The following is a 21,714-nucleotide window of genomic DNA, read 5'->3' as shown; positions in this document are numbered from 1 at the left end:
AACTTCGTTCAGGAAAGGCCCACCGTGCTGCGACAGTCGTTGCTGCCGGTCATGGTCACCAGGCCCGGGCTTTCCGAGGCCTGAAGGGCCACGTCCAGGCGCGTGCAGCCGGGTATCCGATCCGGCAAGGCCAGGATCATCAGGCAGTCCGCGATCGACGGATCGTCGATGGGACCGATCAATTCGTCCACGTCTTCATAGGACATGTCCGAATGGCTCATGCAGCGAAGCGCGGCGGCCTGCCAAAGCTGGGCCGTGGAATCGACCCTTACCTTCAGCGAAAACCAGAATTCTTCGTGCGAAACGACATTGGGACCGGCTTCGCCGGCGCAATTGAAAGGTAAATTTTCTATCATCGCACTCTCAATAGTACATCGAACCGAATATACAGTCCGTGCCCCCGGACCTGAGAGGTAATTACGCAACCCCTGCAAAAGCAATGGCTGGCCGAGTCAGCAGGACCAACTAAGGGATTTCCCTTATTCCATCGGAAACATAGTAAATCTTCTCTTACCGCCGCCCCTAGGGAGGACTGGGAAGGAAATAGGCGTCAAGTGCGACGTTGAAATTACAAGATAATCGAATTGCCTCAACCCTGCTGGAAAGCCGGTTGCGCCCGGCTGCTAACGCTCGCCCAGGGATGAACTCTTGGTAAGGGGAGCCCGAAACCGCCTCGGTCAGGAAGGCCGGGCCCTCAGCGTGCGATCGGAGTTGGAGCCGGCGGAGCGGGGCGCGGCGGTGCGGCCATCCGGCGAGCGCTGACGATCTTCACCATCGGATCCAGCATCTGGCCCTTCATCACGCCGTCGCCCTTGGTGGGGGAACGTGGCTCGTCCCAGATCTTGCGCACCACGTCCATCCCGGAGACGACATGGCCGAAAGCGGCAAAGCCTGCCTTGAGGTCCGGGTTGTCGGAATCGGGCTTGGCATCCAGCGAGGGGATGTCGCCCAGCATGATGGTGAAGTCGGCCGTGGCGCTACCCGGTGCGAAGCGTGCCATCGAGATCGTTCCGGCCTTGTGGCTGATGCCGGTCGCGCTGGTTGGCTCATGGGCTACCGGCGGCAGGACGTTCACGCCCTGGAGACCGCCCTGGAGCAGCCCGTTCGGTTGATCGCCCCAATCAAGGTGCATCGCGCGGTAGAAGTTCGCGCCGTCGAAGCGCTTGCCGTCCACGTACTTGAGGAAGTTGGCGACCGTCAGCGGAGCGTGGGTCTTGTCGAGATCCAGCACGATGACGCCCGCGCTGGTGGTCAGCGCCACATAGACGTGCTCGACCGGAGACGTCGCCACGGCCGGAGCGGGCGAGGCGGGTGCCGGAGGAGCCGTTGCCGAAGAAGCAGGCGGGCTGTCTTGGGCCAATGCCGGGACAGCTGCCGAAAAAGCAAGAACAAGTGGCGCGGCCAGGAGCCGGATTGCCGGAACCTTGCGCCGCGCCTTGTTCATGGGATCAGCGAACCCGCGGGCCGCCGAACGGCAGCGGCGGAGGAGGACGGCGGGCGCCGCGCGGCAGCTGGGCCTGATAGGCCCGGCCGCAATGCTCGACGCAATAAGGGAACCCGGGGTTCACCTTGTCTCCGCAGAAGTGGAAGTCGGGTTCGCCGGGATGGCCCATCGGCCAGCGGCAGACGCGATCGTTCAGATCGAGCAGGCTGGTCTTGTCGGCGATCTCTGCGCTCGGCTTGGCCGGAACCAGGCGGCGCGGCGGCGCGGGCGGGATCGGCTGCTGCTGATCGCCGGGGCCCTGGCGCAGGAAGCCGCCGGGGCCGACCGAAACCACGCGCGGACCACGGGGCGTGACAGGCGGCGCGGCATCGTCGGCCGCGACAGCCGGAGCGGCAGGCTCGGGCGCGCGCGGTGCAGGCGCGGCGGCGGGGGGCGGCGCGGCCCGCACCACCGGAGCTTCCGCCTTGGGTGCCGGCGCGGCAGGCGCGGCTTCCACCGGCTTGGGCTTCTTGGGCGCGGGTGCGGGGCGCGCAGGCTTTTCGTTCGCCTTGACCGGGGAAGGGCGAGCCTTGAGGCCCAGGCGATGCGCCTTGCCGATCACTGCATTGCGGCTGACGCCGCCAAGCTCGTCCGCGATCTGGCTGGCGGTGGCACCGCCCTCCCACATCTTGGTCAGCTTCTCGATCCGCTCGTCCGTCCAGCTCATTCGTGTTCCATCTCGTTACCGGACGACATGAGAATCGCCCCTAAATTCCGTGGCGCGGCTTGCCTTGGAAAGCCGCAGCCGATACTCGCCGGTCCATGCCCGATCAAACGAATTCGACCGAACTGCCGTCTTCCGACGGGATCGCTCCCGGCGCGATTTCGGCCCGCCAGTTCCCGGCTAAGGGAGAACCCCTGATCCACCAGGTGAACTGGGAGGGGCTCAAGACCCTTTATATGAAGGAGGTCAGGCGCTTCTTCAAGGTCCAGACCCAGACGATCTGGGCACCCGCGATCACCACCCTGCTGTTCCTGGTGATCTTCACCGTGGCGCTCGGGCGCGGCGGCCGCGAAGTGCTCGGCGTGAATTTCGCGACTTTCGTGGCGCCGGGCCTGATCGTCATGGGCATGATGCAGAACGCCTTCGCCAATGCCAGCTTCTCTTTCCTGGCCGGCAAGATCCAGGGTACGATCATCGACTATCTGATGCCGCCGCTGAGCGAAGGCGAACTCATGCTGGCGATGACGGGCGCGGCAGTCACTCGCGCGGTCTTCGTCGGCCTCGCGCTGACGGCGGCAATGCTGCTGTGGCCCGACGTGAACCTGTCGATGGCCCACCCCTGGGCCGTGGTGTGGTTCGGCCTGACCGGCTCGATCTTCCTTTCCCTGCTCGGCCTGCTTTCCTCGATCTGGGCCGAAAAGTTCGATCACAACGCCGCCGTCACCAATTTCGTGATCGCGCCGCTCTCGCTGCTATCGGGCACGTTCTATGTGATCGACAACCTCGCGCCGGCTTTCCAGGTGATCAGCCGCCTGAACCCGTTCTTCTATGTGATTTCAGGCTTCCGCTTCGGCTTCCTGGGCGTAAGCGACATCGGCGATACCAACATGGCGGTGCTGCATAGCGCCCTGGGAATGGGCCTGCTGGACCTCGTGCTTGCCGGCATCGTCTACATGATCCTGCGAACGGGCTGGAAGCTCAAGGGCTGACCCTTACGCCAGGCGGCACCGGAAAACCCCCGACGGATCATCCGACCGGGGTTTTCCGGCATTTGGGCCGAAGTAAATCCGCTATTTCAGTGTGTCAGGCCGCGCCGCAGATGATAGCGACCATCGTCGAAATCGTCGAAAATCTGCGAAAGCGAAGGATGGTCGACCGGGCCGCCCTCGGCATCAGCCATGAGGTTCTGCTGGCTTACATAGGCCACGTAACTGGAATCCTCGTTTTCGGCGAGGAGGTGATAGAACGGCTGATCGCGCCTGGGCCGAACGTTGAGCGGGATGGATTCGTACCATTCCTCACTATTGGCAAACACGGGATCGATGTCGAACACCACGCCCCGAAAGTCATGGTTTCGATGGCGAACGACATCCCCAATCCCGAATCGAGCGCGTGTTTCAAGCGGTGCATCGATGACGCGACCGGCCGCCGGGGAAAAAAAAGACGCCTTGTTCATGTTGGAAATATAGGTTTCCTGCGAGGTGCCCACAAGCGAGCCTTGTGGACAATCCCCATTTTTTGAAAAGAGGGGGTTGGCAAGTCCCACAAGCCGGGCTATCGGCGCGCTTCCCGACCCGACGGAGACCTTCCGTCGCTATCGCATCTCTAGCGGAGAGGTGGCAGAGTGGTCGAATGCGCTGCACTCGAAATGCAGTGTACGGGCAACCGTACCGTGGGTTCGAATCCCACCCTCTCCGCCAAGAGCTTGATCGTCTACGATCGCTATCGCCAACAGTCAGGTGGCATTCCTGCGGGTCATGCCGGTACGATCTCGATGTTGGGGTGTTCTGAAAACACTTCCATGATGACGTCGAAGTAGGTGGCCCCTTCTCCATTTTCGAACGCAGCAAGTTGATCGACGATCGGTCTGCCGTTGAACATCGTTCTCGTGGCAAGTCTGGCTTTCAGGAAGGCCGATGTTGCAGGGCGGCCCAGGGCGGATTTCGTGGCGGACATGTCTTTCCAGACTATGCGAACCGGTTCTCTACCCTGGATCGCGCCGTAGCCGCCGTAGCGGACGTCGTTCAGAGCGTCGAGGCTTTCGGCGAGTTGCCAGCTTTCATCTGCCATGAGCAGCCTGTTGATCTCAGCGTAGAACGAGGGAATGTCGGCGATCCGGCTTCCCTCGATCTCGAATTGTCGCTGTTCCATCGGCTCTTCCGTTTTGCTTCCGTGCTCCTCGTAACATGTCTCGGCAGGGAAAAGGTGCGCCACCCGCGAAGAAGTTACGTGCCGCGAGTTAATGAGAGTGACTTGCGATAGCATTATGCGGTATCGGCTCCGGCGAATCAGGGAGCGACATCTTGAAAACCAGACTTTTGAATAGCGCCGGCATGGCTGGCGTGGCCGTGCTTTGCTTGTGCCCGACTTATGCGATGGCGGAAGAGGCAGAGGCGGCAGGCGAGCGCGGTCCCGAAATCGTCGTCGTCGGCAAGAGCTACGGCGAGGAAGTCGGAAAGACGGTGACGCCGCTGAAGGATATTCCGAACACCGTCACGCTGGTCGATCGTGAGCAGATCCAGGCACAGAACCTGTTCACGCTCGAAGACGCGCTTACGGCGACACCGGGCATCACCGTAACCGGCGTGGGCAGCGAGGATCCTTCCTACATGTCGCGCGGTTTCGCGATCAGCAATTACCTGATCGACGGCACGCCGACACTGTCTTTCGGTTTCCCAGCAGTGGTGCCGGACCTGTTTTCCTACGATCGCCTGGAAGTGCTGCGCGGACCTGCGGGGCTGTTCAGCGGGTCGGGTAATCCCGCCGGCAGCATCAACCTCGTCCGCAAGCGACCGCTGGAGGAACTGAAGCTCCAGGGTTCGCTTGGCTACGGCAGCTATCAGAACTTCCGCGGCGAACTGGATATCTCCGCGCCGATCGCCAAGGGCGTGGCGGTGCGGGCAGGGGCCATGGTGCAGGACCAGGACCAGTTCTTCGACGTGGCGCATCGAAATCGTCTCAGCCTGTTCGGCGTCGGCAAGGTCGACATCGGCGAGCGCACGACGTTCACCTTCGGTGCTACCTACGATCGCTTCAAGCCGGCGATCCAGTCGGGTCTGCCCGGCATCATCGGTGGGCTCGACGGCAGCGACGGGCAACTGCTGGATATTCCGCGTTCAACCTACCTTGGTGCCGACTGGAATCGCTTCCGGTCCGATATCTGGTCGGTCTTCGCGGACGTGACGCACGAGATCAGCGATCGATGGACGATCCGGGCGAGCGGGTTGTACACCGACGTCGAGCGTGTCGATATCTACAGCTACATCGGCAACCAGCCGATCACCGCGACCAACGGGCTGACGAACCACATCGCCTATCGCGGCGACAGCTTCATGAAATCGCATTCGTTCGACTTCAACGCCGTCGGCAGCTTCCCTGCGTTCGGGCGCGATCATACGCTGATCCTGGGCGTCGATTACCAGGACAGTTCCTATCAGTCGTACTACACGCGTCTTTCCAACTACGCGAAGATCGACGTCTACAATCCCGTCTCGCCGCTGGAGCCGCCGCTCGATCCCTATGGGCCGCTGCCGCCTTACCCGGTGCAGGGCGGAACGCCGGGCCAGACCGCGACTCAGAACTACGGCGGCAGCGACACGCGCGTCGCGCAATTCGGCGCCTACGGTCAGCTCCGCTTCAACCCGGTGGAGGGCCTGACCGCGATCGGCGGTGGGCGCCTGACCTGGTGGGATACCGATACCCAGACCTTGCTTCCGGTGCTCGGCAAGAAAGGCGGATATTCGATCGAGGCGCGGTTCACGCCTTACGCCGGGCTGGTCTGGGATGTGACGCGCGACTGGAATCTCTACGCCTCCTATGCCGACAGCTTCAGTCCCCAGGCAGCTCCTGCTGGTCGCAGCCGTCCCGATGGCAAGCAGATCGAACCCCTGCTCGGCGCCCAGTACGAGGTGGGAACCAAGCTCTCGCTGATGGACGATCGCCTGCTGCTGAGCGCGGCGGCATACCAGATCGAGCAGACCAATCGCCTGTTCAACGATCCCGACGACGCCACTGTCGTGCTCCAGATCGGCAAGGTGCGCGCGCGGGGCTTCGAGGCCGAGGCGGCGGGCGAGATCCTGCCCGGCTGGCGCATCAACGGCGGCTACAGCTTCACGCGCACCAAATATCTGGAAGATGCCAATGCGCAGTTCGAAGGGCTGCCGCTGGTGCCGATCATTCCGAAGCACTCGATCAAGGTCTTCACCAACTACAAGGCTCCGGAAGGCGCTCTGGCAGGTTTCAGCGTGGGCGGCGGACTGACCTGGTTCAGTTCGACTTATGGCGGCAACCCGGCAGTCTTCAACGCGGCGGGGACGTTGGTGACGCGTTCCTCCATCGTTCGCCAGGGCGCTTATGCCGTGGTGGACTTGCGCGCGGGCTACGAGTTCGACGAGAAGATCTCGCTCTCGGTCAACGTCAACAACCTGCTCGACAAGACCTACTACGCGCGTATCTCGTCCACCGGTCGCGGCAATTACTTCGGCACGCCGCGCACGGTGTTCGCCACGCTCCGTTTCGCCTACCCTTGAGTTCCGCTCGTCAAACAGGAGGATGACATGAAGGCACTATATCTGGCCCCGTTGCTGCTGGCCGTTCTGGCCCCGGCCGCGCAGGCCCACGAAGTCTGGATCGAGCGCGACGGCACTGGTCCTGCCCGGATCTATCTGGGCGAACCGGCGGAACCGCTGCCCGCCGGCGGGGATCCGGAGTTCGATCACCTCAAGGCGCCGAAGCTGGTTCCCGCCAGCACGGCGGCGATGGCGCGCAAGGCGGGCTACCTCGAGGTTGCGGTGCCGGCGGGCGACGTCCGCGCCCATGACGACAGCGTGTTCCAGCCTTGGGGCGAAGAAGGCAAGAAGGAAGCGGTGGCCTATTACGCGCGTGCCGGCCGCGCCGATGCGCGCGCGGTCATGCCGTTCGAGATCGCTCCCGTTCGTGCGGGTGGAGACAGCTTCGTGGTCGTGCGCGACGGCAAGCCGGTGGCCGATGCGGCCGTTACGGTGATCTCGCCCGACAAGTGGACGAAGTCGATCAAGACCGATGCCAAGGGTGCCGTCACGGTGCCGATGCTGGGCAAGGGGCGCTATCTGCTGACCGCCTCGCAGAAGGACGAGGGCGCGTTCGATACTTCAGTTGGCAAGGTGGCCGTGCTGCACCGCATCGCCACCACCAGCTTCGTGGTGGACTGAGCCGGAGCGGAAATGCAGGCGTCGCGGCGGGTCGGCCCGCCGCGACGTTTTAGAGCGGGCCGGTGCCGCATCGAAAATGCCCCTCGGGCATTTTTCAAACGGACTCTTGCTCCTAAATCGCGTGGCCGACGCGTTCTTCGGTCATGATCTTCCAGCCGGTCATGAACAGGGCGCCCGCCAGCGGCCCGACGACGATGCCGCTAAGGCCCATCAGTTCGATCCCGCCCAGTGTCGTCACCAGCACCAGCCAGTCGGGAATGCCGGTGTCGCGCCCGACCAGCATCGGGCGCAGCACGTTGTCGGCCAGGCCGATCACCAGCACGCCCGATCCGACCACCACCGCCGCCTGCCAGATCGCGCCGGTCGCCAGCAGGTAGATGGCGACGGGCCCCCAGATGATGGCGGGTCCGATGGCGGGCAGCAGGGCCGCGATCGCCATGAGCATGCCCCAGAGCAATGCCGCCGGAAGGCCCACGATCGAGAAGGTGACCGCGCCCAGCGCGCCCTGCGCGAGTGCGACGAGGCCGCTGCCCTTGATCGTCGCCCGTACCACCGTCACGAAACGTTCCGCCAGGCGCTTGGCCACGCCCTGCTCCAGAGGTAGCGCACGGACGATGGCCGGGCCGATCCGCTCGCCGTCGCGCAGCAGGAAGTAGGTGACGTAAAGGCCGACGCCGAAGGCGAGCAGGAACGCCGCCGCATTGGCGCCGATGGCGAGGGCGCGGCTGGCGATCACGCTGACGCTGTTGCTCACCGCTTCGCTGATCCGGGCCTGGGCGCGTTCGAAGGAATTGAAACCGAACCCGTCGAGCATGTTCTGGAGGCGCAGGGGCAGGGCGTCATGAACCTGCTGGAAGTACCTGGCGAAGTCGATCTGGCCATCGCGCATCTGGGCATAGACCCCGGCCGCCTGCTCCACGACCAGGCTGGTCACGACCAGCGCCGGAATCACGACCGCCACCGCGATCACCAGCAGCGTCAGCGCTGCGGCAAGGTTGCGCCGATCGGGCCAGCGGGCGAGGAAGCGCTGGAACAGCGGCTGAAACAGCAGCGCGGCCAGTGCCGCCCACAACAGCGCGCCAAGGAAGCTCGACACCACCAGGATCAGAGCGATGGTGATGGCGGCCAGAAAGAGGATCAGGCCCCCGTTCTCGACCCGCGCCCGGTTGATGGTCATATCTGAAAATTGCCCCTGTCGAAATCGTCACGCATCGAAACGCGCCGGGTACCGCTTTGCTCCGGTCGGTCGCCGGCTGTCAATTCGGCCATCGGCGGAATAGCGGGCGCTTCGTCGGATCAGGCGTATTTATACGGTCCGCCGCTGGCCAGCGCGGCCTGGTAGGCGGGGCGCGCGTGAATCCGGTCCAGCCAGCGCATCGTCGCCGGGCGCGACCCGTCCAGCCCGGCGCGGCTATGGGCGGCTTCGAGCGGGAAGCTCATCATGACGTCGGCGGCTGTGAAGCTCCCGCCGGCGAACCATTCCCGGCGCGCAAGTTCCTGTTCGACATAGTCGAGATGGACGTCGATCATCGGTTGCAGCCGCTTCTGCGCCATCCGGCCGAAGATCGGAACCTGCCCCAGCACCAGCTTCACGAGCAGGGGCGGCATCAGCGATCCCTCGGCATAGTGCAGGAAATGCCGATAGCGCAGGGCGTCCTCGCGCCCGGCCGGGGTACCCAGCCTGCCGCCTGCCTGCTCGGTGAGGTACTCGACGATGGCGCCGGTCTCAGCGATCGTGCGCGGCGATGCCCCATCGGTTTCATCGACGATGACCGGCGATTTGCCGAGCGGGTGGACTTTGCGCAACTGGGGCGGGGCCAGCATGGTCCGCTCGTCCCGTTGGTAGCGTTGCACCCGGTAGGGCAGCTGCAATTCCTCCAGCAGCCAGAGCACACGTTGGGAGCGCGAGTTTTCGAGGTGATGGACGGTGATCATGGGGGATTGAACGCAAGAGCGGCCGGGAAGCTCCATCGAGGAACCTTCCCGGCCGCCCATCTAGGCCTTGAAGCCTATGCGGTTCAGGGCTTGTCGGTGCCCGGTGCGCTGGTCTTCGGCGCCTTGCCATCCTCGACGCGGCCCTCGTTGCGAAGATCGCGGCCTTCCTGGGCCTTCTGCTTGGCCTCCGGCGAGGTGCCGTGCTCGAAGGCTTCTTCCTTCACGTAGCCGGCGGCTTCCTTTGCTTGACCCTTGATGCTCATGTCTTCTCTCCTGCGGTTGCCGGTCTTGAACGACCGTGACGATAGGAGAGCGCGCGAAACGGGAAATGGCTCCTGTGCTCAGTAGTGCCCGGAAGAGCCGGATCGCGCGGTTAGGGTCTGTCAAAAGGGTCCGGCCCCGATCGCCAGGAGACGATCGGGGCCGGAGGCCGGGCGGAAGGAGCGCCTTGCGCCGGGGAGCGCAGGGGTTGGGTGGGGGTGACGCTCTCTCTGCGGCAACCGGCCCGGCTGGGGCGCCGTAGCCGGTGGCTTTTCCAGCCTTTCTCGAAGAGCCGGTTTACCAGCCGCCAATCACCAGCCGATGGTCACCGACCCACGCAGCGCCAGATTGACGTGGCCGTGGCGATCTTCGGCCGAGAGTTCGCCGCCCATGGTCAGGCCCAGGGTGCCGCCGATGGCACGCAGGCGCGCGAACCAGCCGCTGGTTGCTTCGTCGCCGTCGAGCGTGAAGTTCTGGCCGCCCGCGAAATGCGCGGTGGTGGCACCGAGGCCGCCACTGACGATCTCGCGCCAGCCGCCTTCGGTTTCGACACGGAACCAGTTCTCGTCGCGGCGCTGCATGCCCATGAAGTCGATGCCCAGCGTGACGCCGCCGTTCACGCCCAGCTCGTCGCTGGTGCGCGAAGCGACCGTGAGGTCGAGCGCCTTGCCGCCGCCGGTCTCGCCATAGCCGTCTTCCTTCAGGCGCACGTAGTCCACGGTGACGGCGGGGCGGTAGAAGAAGTGGCTGCCGCCGCCCTCCCACGAAGCGCCGCCCGAAGCCGTCACGAAGGTGCCGTCCCACTTGCCCTTGATCGTGCGGCTGACGTTCTCCGTGCCGATCGCGCCGAGGAACTGGCGCTCGCTGTCGAAGTTGGAGCGACCGATCGAGGCGCGGCCGAAGCCCTGCACCGCGCCGAACTGGCCGCGCCAGTGGCCGGCGAGTTCGAAGGAGTTCGACTTGATCTCGCTGGCGCCGCCACTGGTATGGCGGTTCCACAAGTACGAGAAGGTGCCGCCGAACCGGCCGATGGCGGTGAGGTATTCGGCGCCGAGCGACATGGCGTAGCCCTGGAGGTTATAGGCTGCGCTGGCGCCGCTCTTCTTGTCGCTGCCCCAGAACGACAGGTTCAGGGTCGTGCTGAACCGGCTTTCGCCCCAAACCGGGTTCATCGGCTCCATCAACTGGCGCGCGACGGTGCGCGTGCCGAGGCTGAGGCCTTCGAACGAGCCGCCCGCATGATCGGGCAGCATCTGCCCCACGGCCTGGCGGAAGCGGTCGCCGTCGGCGATGCCCAGGAACACGTCCTCGATCTTCTCGTCCTGGCCGAGTGCGGCGAAGATGGCGTTATAGGCGGTCGCCTGCGAGCGGTTGAGCCCCAGTTCGGCCACCGTGCGGCGGGCCACGTCCACGACGACGGTGTTGGCAGCTGCCTGATCGTTGAGCGTGGCCTTGAACATGAAGGGCACTAGTTCGGTCGCGGCCTTGAGCTTGTCACGGCCCTGGATCGAGCCTGCGGTCAGCACCTGATAACTGCCTTCCGCCGTCGAGACGTCGGCCAGCTTGATCGCAAGCTTGGCGCCGTCCGCGAAGGAGGCGGTGCCGGCGACCGTGTAGGCAGAGCCCTGGCCGGGGGCCTTGTTCAGCGTCACGGCCAGCACGCCGTCCTTGGCGACGTCGAGCGAGGCGATCGAGGCGGGCCGGTTCACGTCGAGCATGCCGCCCGTGACTTTGACCGCCAGGTTGCCCGCATTCGCCAGCGCGCCCGAGAACACCGATGTGCCGGTGAGGGTGAGGGTATCGGCGCCGCCTCCGAAATCGGCCGTGCCGACGAAGCGCGAGGTGCCGGCCAGCGTCATCGTGTCCGAACCGGCGCCGAAAGTGACGTTGCCGGTCTGGATCGCGTCACCGGAGAGGGCGAGAGTGTTGTTGCCGCCGCCGAACAGGACGTTGCCGGTGAGGGTGCCGTCCGCGATGTCCACCAGGTCGTTGCCGCCTGCCAGCAGGATGTCGCCCACGATCGAAGGGGCGGTGAAACCCGCGCCGACCTGGGTTTGCTTCACGGTCACGCCGCCGGCCGCATTCGAGAGGTCGATGGCGATGTTCTTGCCCGAGCCGGCCTTGGCGCCGGTGGCCGAGATCGCGCCGCTGTTCTCGATGAGGTTCAGCGTGCCGCTGGCGTCGCTGATCGCCGTGGCCGCGCCGTTCTCGTTGACGGCGGCGGCCTTGATCGTGCCCGAATTGCGCAAGGTGGGCAGGCTGGCGCCCGCGTCGATACGAACGGCGATGGCCTGCGCCCCGGTGGCGGCGATGGTGCCGGCGTTCTGGACCAGCGGGGTGCTGGCGCCCGCGCCGAGGCGCAGGGCGGTGGCCGCCGCGTCCTTCGACGTTGCCGCGATGCCGCCCGCGATGCCGATGCCGTTGGCGATCGTCACCTTGCCGCCGAGGCCGCCGATGGCCACGCCGTTGCCGTCCACGCCCGCGTAGAGCCCGTGGCTTTCCACGGTGCCGTCGATCTGGAGGCCGAACTTGCTGGCGGTGCTCGCCACCGGGCCGATGGCGATGTCCCTGGAGGCCGAGCCGATCACGATGGCCGGGGCCTTGCCGTAAGTCGCGACCTTGGCGGCGCCTTCGGTGGCATCGGGAATGCCGTCGCCGTCCTCGTCGGCATTGTTTGGATCGCTGTCCTTGGGGGCGACGGCCAGGACGATGCCGCCCGTGACGTTGCCTTCCACGACGATGGCCGAGCCGCCCTGGAGCAGATCGTCGGCGTCGAGCTTGGAGGGATCGGCGGGCGGGGTGGGGTAGCGGTAGCCGGTCGAGACGATCTGGCCCTGCACCACCATGGCGCCGTTGACGTCGCCGCCGAATTGGGCGCCGATCGCATTCTTGCCCTGCGCCTGGACGCTGCCGGCAAGGCGGACGTTGCCGTCGATCTGGCCGGTCTTCACGCCGATCGCGTTGTCGCCCAGAACGCTGGTCTTGCCGTCATGGGTGAAATTGCCGGTGAGCTTGCCGCCCAGCGAGATCCCCGCGGAATCGTTGCCTTCCACGGTGATCGTGCCGCTGTGGGTGATCTTGCCGGTGTGGTCGCCCTCGGTGCGGATGCCGATCTTGTTCGAACCGAGCGCGAAGGGCCCGTCGAGATCGCCGTCCTTGTCGTCATCGGTGGGGGTATAGGGCTCGTCCAGCGTGATCGTGCCGGTGTTGACGATGTCGCCGGTGGTACCCGCATTGGCGACGATGCCGCGCGCGTCGTTGGCATTGGCGACCGTTATGGTGCCGGCATTGGCGACGTTGTGGTTGCTGTCCATCGTCACCGCCGTACCGCCGGTCAGGACGACCGAGCCGTCCTTGGTCACGTTGATCGCGTCGGCCGCACCGTTCTTGATCGTGGAGGTGAGGAGCGGCGTGGTCTTCTTGGTGGTCACGTCCTCCGCATGAGCGGCGGTCGCCATGGCGAGAAGCGCGGTGGAGGCAAGCAGGTAGCGAGGCATCTTCGTCCCTTCAGGTCGATATCGAGACCTGAGACGGAGCCCTTGGCCGTCAGCCTTGGAAAAAAATATCGCTCGCGTGACGAAGGTTTACGGAGTGGCCGTGCGTTCCGTCAGAATCGCGCGTCGAGCCCCAGTCGCAGGGTGCGGGGGCGCAGCGGGGTCACTTGCTCGCGGCCGGTGCTGAACGGGGTGCCGAGCGAGAAGCGGTTGCCGCGCACGTCGGCAAGGTTGGTGACGCTCAAGGTGACACCATGCTGCGCCGTTCCCAGGCGCACGTCGAAGCCGCTGTCGAAATAGTCGCCTTGCGGCGCGCCCAGTTCCGGGCCGATTCCGAGGCGCGAGCGGCCGATGTAGTTGGCCCAGGCATTGGCGCCCACGCTCCAGTCGCCGCGCACCTCGTGCGTCCAGGACAGCGCCGAATGACCCGCAAACCGGGCAATATTCGGCACCTGCATGCCGCGAGCGGAGACATAGCGCAGCGCGTCCGCCCGCGACAGCGTGGCGGCAGCCAGCCCGACCGGCGCCAGCACATATTGCACCAATGCCGCCGAGGGCTCGTCCACCCGGCTCTCGTTCCAGGTCGCGCCGAGTTCCATGCGCAGGCCGGGCGCGAGCAGGAGGCCTGCCGAAACGCTGGCGGACCAGACCTGGCCGTCCCCGATATTGGCGGTGCTGGGAAGCCCGGAGCCGTCGATGAAATCGGCCTGGATATCCTGCCAGCGGGTGTAGGACAGGCTCATCGCCAGGTCGAACGGCGTGGCACCGGCGCGGCCGTGGCGGGCGCCGATCTCGAACGTGCCGGTGCGATCGCTCTGGAAGCGGCGAACCGCATTGCTCTCGATCGCGAAGCCGCCGGGGCGGAAACCCTGCTGGTAGCGCAAGTAGAACGAATCCTGCGGCGAGAACCGCGCGTTGAGCGCAAGCGAGGGCAGGAACCGGCTCATCGTCCGCCGTGCCGTGACCCCGGTCGTGGAAAGGAGGCTGGCCATGGCCATGCCGATGTCCTCACCGTCTCCGCCCAGCCGCGAGCGGGTGAAACGGCCGCCGCCGGTGGCCGTGAGCGGCCCCATGAGGTGCAGGCTGGCCTCGCCGTAGACCGTGAACTCGTCGATGGTATTGCGCACGCCCGTCGTCGCCTTGCGCATGTCGAAGGCGGGGCTGCTGAAGTCGCGGTTCAGCCTCGTGCGGTTATGCGTGTAGCTGGCACCGAGCAGCCAGCCGAAACCGTGGCGTTCGCTTTGCCATAGCCGCGTTTCGTGCACGATCATCCGGGTGTCGTTCGTCTGCGAGAACAGGCGCGGGTCACTGCCAAACTGGCTGGCGTCGTAGTGCTCGCGCAAGTCCTGCGCCACCAGGCCCGTCGTGGAACGCAGGTTCACCTCGCCGATGCGGCCGGAAACGACGAACTGGCCGAGGGTGTAGTCCGCCTTCGATCCCTCCGGAACGCGTGCCGAACTTTCGAGGGGCTTGCCGTTGCGGTCGGCGTACTGGCTGTCGTCCGCCTCGGTGCTCTGAGCGATGGCAAGCACGTCGATCGTCCAGTCCGGCGCGACTTCGGCACGCAGGGCGATCTTGCCGCCCAGCATGTTGGACCGGTTCACGTTCCTGCGCCCGAGCAGGGGCTTGTCGATGTAGCCGCCGAAGGTGGCGCTGTCGAAAGTGGCGCGCAGGGCCACGCTCTCGCCTGCAATCGGAAGGTTGGCCGTAGCGCTGGCATCCGCGCCGGGGGCGCCATGGCGGGTGATGGAGCCGCCGAGGATCACCGTGCCCCCGGTCTCGCCCATGACCGGGGCATTGGGCACCAGGCGGATGATCCCGCCCAGCGATCCGGCGCCGTAGAGCGTGCCTTGCGGACCCTCCAGCACTTCCACGCGGGCAAGGTCGGACAGGCGCAGGTCCGGGTCCGGGGCATTGTAGGTCAGGCGCATGTCGCCCAGGTACTGGCCCACGGTGGCCTGGGTCGGGCCGGTGAAGCTGGAATCGGCGATGCCGCGAATGAACAGCTTGTTGCGTCCGCTGCCGAGATGGGTGGAAGACACCGTTGCAAGCTGACGCGTGATCTTCTCGGTGCCGCCCACGCCGCCCGATTCCAGCGACTTGCCATCGAGAATCGCAAGCTGGCCGGGAACGTCCTCCACCCGAAGGTCGCGCTTGGTGGCCTGAACGAAAATCGGTTCGCCATGCGTCTCGATGGGCGCGCGCGGGGCCGGAGGCCGGTGTGCCTCGGAAACGGGGCGCTGGGCCGCCATCGGCGGGCTCGCCGCTTCAAGGCGCCAGGCCGACCGTCCGACCGGCACGGCCCGCGCTCCGGCGGCCCGCGCAAGGCGAGCGAGCGCCTCGGCCACGGGCATGCGCCCGCGCATGGCGGGGATGGTGCGCCGGGCCACAGCAGGATCGGCGATGACGATGCTGGTACCGGTCTGCCTCGCCAGATCGACGACGGCCTCGCCGGCGGCACCGGCGCGCGTGATCACTTCCGCCTCGCGGGCGAGGACGGAACAAGGCATGGCCGCGACGGCCGCCAGAAGCCAGACCGCGCCTTTCACGTTCAGGGCACGCCGACGATCCAGCGCTTACCGTCCGCGCGAACCTGGACGCCGAGCAGCGGGCCCAGCACCGCCGGATCGTCGCGCAGCGGCGCGACCAGCAGCGAGCCGGAAACCTTCCGGTCCGCGCTGCCCGCCGCGACGGTATAAGTCACGCCGGTGGCGCGGGTCAGATCGGCGACGACGGCATCGAGCGGAGTGTCCTGGAAGGTCACCCGCCCCTCGCGCCATTCGCCCACCTGGGCGGCCGCGATCCTGCCGAGGGTATAGTCCCCCGTCCTGCCACGGCGTTCGAGCAATTCGCCGGGGGAGATCCGCAGATCCTGCGCTTCGGGATTGAACCGCACTGCCCCTTCCGCCACCGCCACGCGGAGATTCTCGCCGTCATGGCGCACGTCGAACACGGTTCCCACGTCCAGCAGCGTGTCCTTGCCCACCGTCACGCGGAACGGGCGGGCTTCGTCGTGCCGGACGGTGAACAATGCCTGGCCGCTTTCCAGTCTGGCGAAGCGCGCGTCCTTGCGGTCGAACTCCATGGCGGTGCCGCCCGCCAGGTCCACGCGGGTCTGCGCGTCCAGCGACACGGTGCGAACCTGGCCCGGCGCGGTCTCGATCCGGTAGAGATCGCGGCTTCCCGCCTGCCATGCCCAGAGTCCTCCCGCCAGCACGAGCGAGGCGGCGATGGCGCTACCCAGCCAGGCGCGGCGCGGGCGGCGGGAGCTATCGGCCGGCGGCATGACGGCAGGCGCGGCATCGTCGTTCGCGGGTGCGGTCGAGACGATCAACTCGGCACCTTCCGCCACGGCCGCGGCCACGCGGTCATAAGCCCGGGCATGGGCGGGATCCTGGTCGAGCCAGCGCGTGAAGCCTTCCCAATCCTCGAAGGCCGGGTCGCCGACGGCCAGCGCCCAATCGAGGGCTTCGGCTCGAATCCTGTCGTCATCACTCATCGCGCGCTCCTTCTGCGGCGAAGACGGAGACGATCGGGCCGCGCCTTGCCGCAACCAGCCTCTGCGCTGTCAGCCCTCATCATTGCGTTCTTTCCATTGGGCGAGCGCCCGGTAGGCCACGCGCAAGTCGCTTTCCACCGTGCTGAGGCTGATGCTGAGTTCGGCGGCTATCTGTTTCTGCGCCATCCCGTCGATCCGGTGACGGCGAAAGATCGTGGATACGCGCGGGCCGAGGCTGTCCAGCAACGAGAGCACGCGCCCGGCCTCCTGCGCGGCCGAGAGGCGGCGTTCGGCCGACGGCTCGGGGGACGTGCCCGCCGCGTCGGCATGGGCTTCGTTCCAATCCCGCTCGCGCGTACCGGCTTGGCGCGAGGCGCGATAGCGGTCGATCATCAACAGGTCGGCGGTGCGAAAAAGATACGACAGGGGCGAAGCGACGGGGCCCGGCGTACTGCGTGATATCTTCAGCCAGACCTCCTGCACCAGGTCTTCCGCGGCATCACCGGCGCCGCGGGCGCGCAGGAATTGCAGCAGCTTGTCCCGATTTTCGAGAAAAGTCGCTTCAAGGCCCGATCGGGAAGGGAAAGGCGGCGCGTCAGGAGGCATGGTGGCTTTTGCGCGGGGACAGATAGACTGTCCGCGTTCTCGGGGGAAGCCTCTGACGCGGAGAACAAAAGCCGTGATCCGATCCCTCAGCGCGCGGATGCGCGGGAATGGATCGCCCGGTCCGTGACAAGCGCCAGGGCTGCCATGGCACCACCCGTGAGGCCTGCCGTTCCCATGGCGAGGATCACGGGCTGGGCCATGTCCGCAAGGCGGTTGGCGCGGTTGTGAAAGGGTTGGAGCAGGCGGGGCATGGCGGTGACTTTCAGAAGTTTGCGGGGCGTGCCCCTTTCTTCGTCGCTTTCAGGCATTCCGGGAATTGGGATAAGTTGGTCGTATTTGTTCTATTTTCTTGAATGGCGAGGGCGAGGCGTAAGTTTGCCACCTTCAATCGCTATTGAAACTCGATATCAATAATAGTAGGTCGCCCATGATGAATCGGCCTGCTTCCCTATTCGACCGCGAAAGCGAGCCGTGCTTGATGCGGCGGTTTTCGCCAAGCCAGGCTTTCGGCGCTGCAAACGCAATTGCGTTGCATGATGCCGGCGCCGCGCTACTAGGCAGACGCTTCAAGCCATGATCCCCTTCGGCCTCTTCCGGCACCGGGCGCTTGCGCCTGCGAATGCATCTGCTATGCGCCGCCAGCGCGCGAAAGCGGCGCTCGGCCTGTTTGGGTCCAGCCGTGGACTTAACCACTTTACCACCCGAGGAATGAATTGATGAGCGACGGTCAGGCCGTATTGGCCCCTCTTGAACCCACTGCCGCCCTGACGGTCGAGGAAGTTCTCACCGTCCGTCACTGGAACGAGCACCTGTTCAGCTTCACGATGTCGCGCCCGGCCTCGTTCCGCTTCCGCTCGGGCGAATTCGTCATGCTCGGCCTCCAGGGCGAGAAGCGCCCGCTGCTGCGCGCCTATTCGATCGCCAGCCCTTCCTGGGCCGAGGAAATCGAATTCCTCTCGATCAAGGTACAGGACGGCCCGCTGACCTCGCGCCTCCAGCTCGTCCAGCCGGGCGACCAGATCTATCTCGGCCGCAAGCCCACCGGCACGCTCGTCACCGACGCGCTGCTGCCCGGCAAGCGCCTGTTCATGCTCTCGACCGGCACCGGCCTGGCGCCGTTCATGTCGCTGATCCGCGACCCGGACGTCTATGATCTCTACGACGAAGTGATCGTCGTCCACTGCGTCCGCCGCGTCAGCGACCTGGCCTACCGCGAGGAACTGGAAAGCCAGCTGGCCGAGGATCCGCTGGTTTCCGAGCAGGCGCTGGTGCAGCTGCACTATGTGCCCACCGTCACCCGCGAGCCGTTCCACACCACCGGCCGCATCGGCTCGCTGGTCGAAAGCGGCCGCATGTTCGAAGGCTTGAAGGGCGATGCGCGCTTCAATCCCGAAACCGACCGGGTGATGCTCTGCGGCTCCATGGACATGATCAAGGACTTCTCGGCCGATCTCGAATCCTGGGGCTTCACCGAAGGTTCGAACGCCAAGCCGGGCGATTTCGTGATCGAACGCGCGTTCGTCGGTTAAGAGGGCAGGGCTCCGTTCAGTGTGTTTCACGCTCGGTCTATGATCGAGCGTGACACTTTACGGACAGGGTCGCGCTACCTATATACCGACCGGTATGAAATGTTCGGCCCCCACTACGACTCGCGGTCGTCCGCGTGAGTTCGACCCCGAAGAGGCGCTGACGGCTGCGCTTCGGGTGTTCTGGCAGCGCGGCTACGAAGGCGCGTCGATGGCGGAGCTGACCGAGGCGATGGGCATTACCAAGCCCAGCCTCTATGCCTGCTTCGGCAACAAGGAAGCGCTCTTCAAGAAAGCGCTCGACCTCTACGAACGCGACAAGCTGGCCTATGTCGGCAAGGCTCTGGAAGCCCCCACTGCGCGCGGCGTGGCCGAGCGGCTGCTGACCGGCGCGATCTCCACCCACTGCGGCGGCAGCGATCCGCACGGCTGCCTCGGCGTCATGTCCACCGTGACCTGCACGATGGAAGATCCCTCGATCCGCGATTTCGTGACCGAGCGCCGGATCGCCACCGAGGATGCCCTTATCGAGCGCTTCGCACGCGGCAAGGACGAGGGCGACCTGCCCGATAGCGTCGATCCCCGCTGCCTCGCGCAGTGCCTCACCACGGTGCTCCAGGGCATGTCGGTGAAGGCGCAAGGCGGCTCCTGCGCGCAGGAACTTAAGGGCGTCGTCGATACCTACCTGACGATGTGGCCGGGGAAGTAAGTCCTTTAGTTAGGGCGGGGAGGAACGTTACCGTCACCCGCCACGTCATCCTGAACTCGTTTCAGGATCCATCTCTCGACCTCGACCATTGGCCTGAGCGGCAAAATGGATCCTGAAACAAGTTCAGGATGCGTCGGTGTGTGAGGCGGCGCTATGCGGTTATGTCTAACCTACTAGGCCCGCGGTGTCCGCATGCGCTCGCAAGCTCGAAAAAATTCCATTCAACCGGCGTTCAGACCCTTGAAATGGGCACTTTCGAACAAATCTTACCAAGCGGTACAGAAAGTCGCTTGACGAGATACCGCACCGCAATATATACCGCTTGGTACAGAACGAGGTAGCCCGACTCGCCGCTTGAGGGAGTAGCGGGGGCCAAGTTCCCAAGGGTCCGGTCCACCGGGCCTCCCCTCGGCGCCGCCTGTCCCCGCAGGTGACTCCTAGAATACGAACCTGTGCAGCTGGCGTTTTCGGAATGCGATTCCGGAGGGTGTCCTGCTGTGCCTGAAAACTTTCCGACGCCCCTTGCGCCGGAAGACCCCGGCGTGCGCCCTTTTTCCCCCTCCTGTCCCGAGGGCGCACGCCGGGCACCTTTCCAGGGAGCACACAACATGGCCTTCATCGACTTCACCGATGCAGCGCTCCAGGCGCTGCCCGCGACTTCCGCCGCTTTCGGGCGCACCATTCCCGAGACGCCTGTCGTCGCCGCCGCCGATCCCCTGTCGCGCTTCGAGCGCAGGATCGTCGAACTGGCACGGACGGACAGCCTCGACACGCTCCGGCCGCAGCGCAAGCGCGGCTGGTTCGCCCGCCTGATCTTCGGCCCGCAGCCGCCTTCGCCCATGCTCGCCAACGAGCAGCTGGAAGCGCTGCGCCGCCTGGCCGTGCAGGCCTGGCACAATGGTTACACGTTGCCCGCTTCCGTCATGAAGGAAGCGCGCGTGGCCGGTCATAGCGAAGCCAAGATCGGCGCCGTCATCGATTTTATCGGGCGCTCGCGCGCCCCGTTCCGGAGGCTTGCCGCGTGAATTTCCCCGTATCCCCAGAAACCCTCGCTGCGGCGGAAGCGGAGGCTGAGCGGCATCCCAGCCCCTCGCGTCGCCCGAGGCGCGGACGTCAGGCCGCCGTCGCCGCCATCGCGCTGATCGCCGTGGCGGGCATCGGCTGGAAGACCTTCAGCCATTCCGAAGCCGACGCGGCACCGATGGCACCCGCCGTCGTCCAGGCCGCCAATCCGCTGATACGCGACGTGACCGAGTGGGACGATTATGTCGGCCGCTTCGCGCCCAGCAAATCGGTGGAAGTGCGCCCGCGCGTCTCGGGCGCGATAACGCAGCTCTTCTTCAAGGACGGTGATTTCGTTCGCGAAGGACAGCCGCTCTTCACTGTCGACCCGCGTCCTTACCGCGCGGCACTTGCCGAGGCGCAGGCGGAAGTGGCCTCGGCCCAGAGCGCGGTCGTCCTCGCCAAGTCGGACTATGCCCGCGTGGCCGGACTGAAGGGTGACGAGGCCATGGCCGCCAGCGAAGTGGACCAGCTTCGCGCCAAGGTCCGCGCCGCCACCGCCGCGCTGGCAGGCGCGGAGGCCCGCGTACGCCAGCGCGCGCTCGACGTCGAGTTCGCCACCGTGCGCGCGCCGATCTCTGGCCGCATCTCGGATCGCCGGGTGGACGTGGGCAACCTCGTCTCGGGCGAGAACGGCACCGGGGCGACCCTGCTGACGACGATCAATGCGGTCAGCCCGATCTACTTTACCTTCGACGCTTCCGAAGCGCTGTTCCTCAAGACCCAGCGCGAGAAGGCCGAGCACAAGGATGCGGCCAACGTCCAGGTCCGTCTTCAGGACGAGGCGCAGTACCGCTGGAACGGCAAGCTGGACTTCACCGACAATGGGCTCGACCCGCGTTCGGGCACGATCCGCGTGCGCGCCGTGCTCGACAATGCCGACGGTTTCCTGACGCCGGGCATGTTCGGCAACATGCGTCTGGCCGAGGGCGGCACGGTCAAGGCCATGCTGGTGCCCGACGATGCCGTGCAGTCCGATCAGGCGCGCAAGGTGGTGCTGACGGTGGGCAAGGACAGCGTGGTCGCGGCCAAGCCGGTCGAACTCGGCCCCTTGGTGGACGGCCTTCGCGTCATCCGCTCCGGCCTTGCTCCAACCGACCGCGTCGTCATCTCCAACTACCAGGCCGCGATTGCCGGGGCCAAGGTCAATACCCGTCGCGGCCAGATCGCGGCGGACCCCAAGGCGGCCACTGCCGTCTCTGGCCCCAGCGCGCCGGTCGCGGCGCAGGCCACGCTCGCCAACTGACATTCACCCAACCGGGGGAGCGGTCCTCGTCCTGAGTGAC

The 21,714-nt window shown here is 65.8% G+C and carries 20 protein-coding genes and 1 tRNA gene; 8 read left to right on the top strand and 13 right to left on the bottom strand.

From position 1 onward, the window contains the following. Positions 1–8: 8 nt before the first annotated feature. The 3 genes from RT424_RS01015 to RT424_RS01005 form a co-directional block, all read right to left on the bottom strand. A complete protein-coding gene (locus RT424_RS01015; protein WP_313433832.1) occupies positions 9–356 on the bottom strand; it encodes a hypothetical protein in 348 nt (115 codons plus the stop codon). 338 nt (positions 357–694) lie between these two features. Next, positions 695–1,444, bottom strand: coding sequence for a peptidylprolyl isomerase (locus RT424_RS01010; RefSeq protein WP_313433831.1), 750 nt, complete (start codon positions 1,442–1,444; stop codon positions 695–697). 4 nt (positions 1,445–1,448) lie between these two features. Further along, complete coding sequence (locus RT424_RS01005; RefSeq protein WP_313433830.1) at positions 1,449–2,150, bottom strand: GcrA family cell cycle regulator; 702 nt, start codon at positions 2,148–2,150, stop codon at positions 1,449–1,451. Between the two features lie 95 nt (positions 2,151–2,245). On the opposite strand from RT424_RS01005, the gene RT424_RS01000 reads away from it, so the two are divergent. After that, positions 2,246–3,136 carry an ABC transporter permease gene (locus RT424_RS01000; RefSeq protein ID WP_313433828.1) on the top strand — a complete coding sequence of 297 codons (891 nt, stop codon included), beginning with the start codon at positions 2,246–2,248 and terminating at the stop codon, positions 3,134–3,136. 86 nt (positions 3,137–3,222) lie between these two features. Here the strand turns inward: RT424_RS01000 and hspQ are convergent, their stop codons facing one another. Then, positions 3,223–3,603 carry a heat shock protein HspQ gene (hspQ, locus tag RT424_RS00995; protein WP_313433933.1) on the bottom strand — a complete coding sequence of 127 codons (381 nt, stop codon included), beginning with the start codon at positions 3,601–3,603 and terminating at the stop codon, positions 3,223–3,225. Positions 3,604–3,757: 154 nt separating this feature from the next. Here hspQ and RT424_RS00990 point away from each other — a divergent pair. Then, positions 3,758–3,847: transfer RNA gene (locus tag RT424_RS00990), tRNA-Ser, on the top strand. 55 nt (positions 3,848–3,902) lie between these two features. On the opposite strand, the gene RT424_RS00985 is transcribed toward RT424_RS00990, so the two are convergent. Beyond that, entirely contained in the window at positions 3,903–4,361 is a 459-nt protein-coding gene (locus tag RT424_RS00985; protein WP_313433827.1) for a ribonuclease inhibitor, read from the bottom strand. 119 nt (positions 4,362–4,480) lie between these two features. Here RT424_RS00985 and RT424_RS00980 point away from each other — a divergent pair, with 119 nt between their 5' ends. Together RT424_RS00980 and RT424_RS00975 are read left to right on the top strand one after the other, a co-directional pair. Next, the gene (locus tag RT424_RS00980) at positions 4,481–6,676 is read left to right on the top strand and encodes a TonB-dependent siderophore receptor (RefSeq protein WP_313433826.1); all 2,196 of its coding nucleotides are present in this window, start codon (positions 4,481–4,483) and stop codon (positions 6,674–6,676) included. 27 nt (positions 6,677–6,703) lie between these two features. Beyond that, the gene (locus RT424_RS00975; protein ID WP_313433824.1) at positions 6,704–7,336 is read left to right on the top strand and encodes a DUF4198 domain-containing protein; all 633 of its coding nucleotides are present in this window, start codon (positions 6,704–6,706) and stop codon (positions 7,334–7,336) included. A gap of 112 nt (positions 7,337–7,448) precedes the next feature. Here the strand turns inward: RT424_RS00975 and RT424_RS00970 are convergent, their stop codons facing one another. The 8 genes from RT424_RS00970 to RT424_RS00935 all read right to left on the bottom strand — a co-directional run bounded on the left by RT424_RS00970 (position 7,449) and on the right by RT424_RS00935 (position 17,439). Continuing rightward, complete coding sequence (locus RT424_RS00970; protein WP_313433822.1) at positions 7,449–8,513, bottom strand: AI-2E family transporter; 1,065 nt, start codon at positions 8,511–8,513, stop codon at positions 7,449–7,451. A gap of 119 nt (positions 8,514–8,632) precedes the next feature. Continuing rightward, positions 8,633–9,271 carry a glutathione S-transferase gene (locus RT424_RS00965; RefSeq protein WP_313433821.1) on the bottom strand — a complete coding sequence of 213 codons (639 nt, stop codon included), beginning with the start codon at positions 9,269–9,271 and terminating at the stop codon, positions 8,633–8,635. 83 nt (positions 9,272–9,354) lie between these two features. Continuing rightward, positions 9,355–9,534 carry a hypothetical protein gene (locus tag RT424_RS00960; RefSeq protein ID WP_313433820.1) on the bottom strand — a complete coding sequence of 60 codons (180 nt, stop codon included), beginning with the start codon at positions 9,532–9,534 and terminating at the stop codon, positions 9,355–9,357. Between the two features lie 309 nt (positions 9,535–9,843). Beyond that, a complete protein-coding gene (locus RT424_RS00955; protein ID WP_313433819.1) occupies positions 9,844–13,029 on the bottom strand; it encodes an autotransporter domain-containing protein in 3,186 nt (1,061 codons plus the stop codon). Between the two features lie 110 nt (positions 13,030–13,139). Then, the gene (locus tag RT424_RS00950) at positions 13,140–15,536 is read right to left on the bottom strand and encodes a TonB-dependent receptor domain-containing protein (RefSeq protein WP_313433817.1); all 2,397 of its coding nucleotides are present in this window, start codon (positions 15,534–15,536) and stop codon (positions 13,140–13,142) included. A 41-nt stretch (positions 15,537–15,577) separates the two neighbouring features. Further along, a complete protein-coding gene (locus tag RT424_RS00945) occupies positions 15,578–16,525 on the bottom strand; it encodes a FecR domain-containing protein (RefSeq protein ID WP_313433815.1) in 948 nt (315 codons plus the stop codon). A 69-nt stretch (positions 16,526–16,594) separates the two neighbouring features. Beyond that, on the bottom strand, positions 16,595–17,131 hold the full coding sequence (locus RT424_RS00940; protein WP_313433813.1) for an RNA polymerase sigma factor: 537 nt from the start codon (positions 17,129–17,131) through the stop codon (positions 16,595–16,597). Positions 17,132–17,217: 86 nt separating this feature from the next. After that, entirely contained in the window at positions 17,218–17,439 is a 222-nt protein-coding gene (locus tag RT424_RS00935; protein ID WP_313433812.1) for a hypothetical protein, read from the bottom strand. Between the two features lie 408 nt (positions 17,440–17,847). Between RT424_RS00935 and RT424_RS00930 the strand changes: the two genes are divergently transcribed. The 4 genes from RT424_RS00930 to RT424_RS00915 all read left to right on the top strand — a co-directional run bounded on the left by RT424_RS00930 (position 17,848) and on the right by RT424_RS00915 (position 21,674). Continuing rightward, positions 17,848–18,660, top strand: coding sequence for a ferredoxin--NADP reductase (locus RT424_RS00930; RefSeq protein WP_313433810.1), 813 nt, complete (start codon positions 17,848–17,850; stop codon positions 18,658–18,660). A gap of 94 nt (positions 18,661–18,754) precedes the next feature. After that, the gene (locus RT424_RS00925) at positions 18,755–19,366 is read left to right on the top strand and encodes a TetR/AcrR family transcriptional regulator (protein ID WP_313433809.1); all 612 of its coding nucleotides are present in this window, start codon (positions 18,755–18,757) and stop codon (positions 19,364–19,366) included. Positions 19,367–19,974: 608 nt separating this feature from the next. Then, positions 19,975–20,391 (top strand): hypothetical protein, encoded by a 417-nt coding sequence (locus tag RT424_RS00920; RefSeq protein WP_313433807.1) that lies wholly within the window; start codon positions 19,975–19,977, stop codon positions 20,389–20,391. Further along, positions 20,388–21,674, top strand: coding sequence for an efflux RND transporter periplasmic adaptor subunit (locus RT424_RS00915; protein WP_313433805.1), 1,287 nt, complete (start codon positions 20,388–20,390; stop codon positions 21,672–21,674). Before RT424_RS00920 ends, RT424_RS00915 begins: the two co-directional genes overlap by 4 nt. Positions 21,675–21,714: the final 40 nt, after the last annotated feature.

This window comes from Novosphingobium sp., from assembly GCF_032093395.1.
Classification (GTDB): domain Bacteria; phylum Pseudomonadota; class Alphaproteobacteria; order Sphingomonadales; family Sphingomonadaceae; genus Novosphingobium.
This window is presented reverse-complemented; position numbering and strand designations above follow the sequence as displayed.

Excerpts from the sequence above, each read along its gene's own strand:
- RT424_RS00980 (WP_313433826.1), top strand. The coding sequence starts at position 4,481 with ATGGCTGGCGTGGCCGTGCTTTGCTTGTGCCCGACTTATGCGATGGCG.
- RT424_RS00920 (WP_313433807.1), top strand. The coding sequence starts at position 19,975 with ATGGCCTTCATCGACTTCACCGATGCAGCGCTCCAGGCGCTGCCCGCG.
- RT424_RS00975 (WP_313433824.1), top strand. The coding sequence starts at position 6,704 with ATGAAGGCACTATATCTGGCCCCGTTGCTGCTGGCCGTTCTGGCCCCG.
- RT424_RS01000 (WP_313433828.1), top strand. The coding sequence starts at position 2,246 with ATGCCCGATCAAACGAATTCGACCGAACTGCCGTCTTCCGACGGGATC.
- RT424_RS00965 (WP_313433821.1), bottom strand. The coding sequence starts at position 9,271 with ATGATCACCGTCCATCACCTCGAAAACTCGCGCTCCCAACGTGTGCTC.
- RT424_RS00955 (WP_313433819.1), bottom strand. The coding sequence starts at position 13,029 with ATGCCTCGCTACCTGCTTGCCTCCACCGCGCTTCTCGCCATGGCGACC.
- RT424_RS00970 (WP_313433822.1), bottom strand. The coding sequence starts at position 8,513 with ATGACCATCAACCGGGCGCGGGTCGAGAACGGGGGCCTGATCCTCTTT.
- RT424_RS00960 (WP_313433820.1), bottom strand. The coding sequence starts at position 9,534 with ATGAGCATCAAGGGTCAAGCAAAGGAAGCCGCCGGCTACGTGAAGGAA.
- RT424_RS00935 (WP_313433812.1), bottom strand. The coding sequence starts at position 17,439 with ATGCCTGAAAGCGACGAAGAAAGGGGCACGCCCCGCAAACTTCTGAAA.
- RT424_RS00950 (WP_313433817.1), bottom strand. The coding sequence starts at position 15,536 with ATGCCTTGTTCCGTCCTCGCCCGCGAGGCGGAAGTGATCACGCGCGCC.
- RT424_RS01005 (WP_313433830.1), bottom strand. The coding sequence starts at position 2,150 with ATGAGCTGGACGGACGAGCGGATCGAGAAGCTGACCAAGATGTGGGAG.
- RT424_RS00945 (WP_313433815.1), bottom strand. The coding sequence starts at position 16,525 with ATGAGTGATGACGACAGGATTCGAGCCGAAGCCCTCGATTGGGCGCTG.
- RT424_RS00930 (WP_313433810.1), top strand. The coding sequence starts at position 17,848 with ATGAGCGACGGTCAGGCCGTATTGGCCCCTCTTGAACCCACTGCCGCC.
- hspQ (WP_313433933.1), bottom strand. The coding sequence starts at position 3,603 with ATGAACAAGGCGTCTTTTTTTTCCCCGGCGGCCGGTCGCGTCATCGAT.
- RT424_RS00925 (WP_313433809.1), top strand. The coding sequence starts at position 18,755 with ATGAAATGTTCGGCCCCCACTACGACTCGCGGTCGTCCGCGTGAGTTC.
- RT424_RS01015 (WP_313433832.1), bottom strand. The coding sequence starts at position 356 with ATGATAGAAAATTTACCTTTCAATTGCGCCGGCGAAGCCGGTCCCAAT.
- RT424_RS01010 (WP_313433831.1), bottom strand. The coding sequence starts at position 1,444 with ATGAACAAGGCGCGGCGCAAGGTTCCGGCAATCCGGCTCCTGGCCGCG.
- RT424_RS00940 (WP_313433813.1), bottom strand. The coding sequence starts at position 17,131 with ATGCCTCCTGACGCGCCGCCTTTCCCTTCCCGATCGGGCCTTGAAGCG.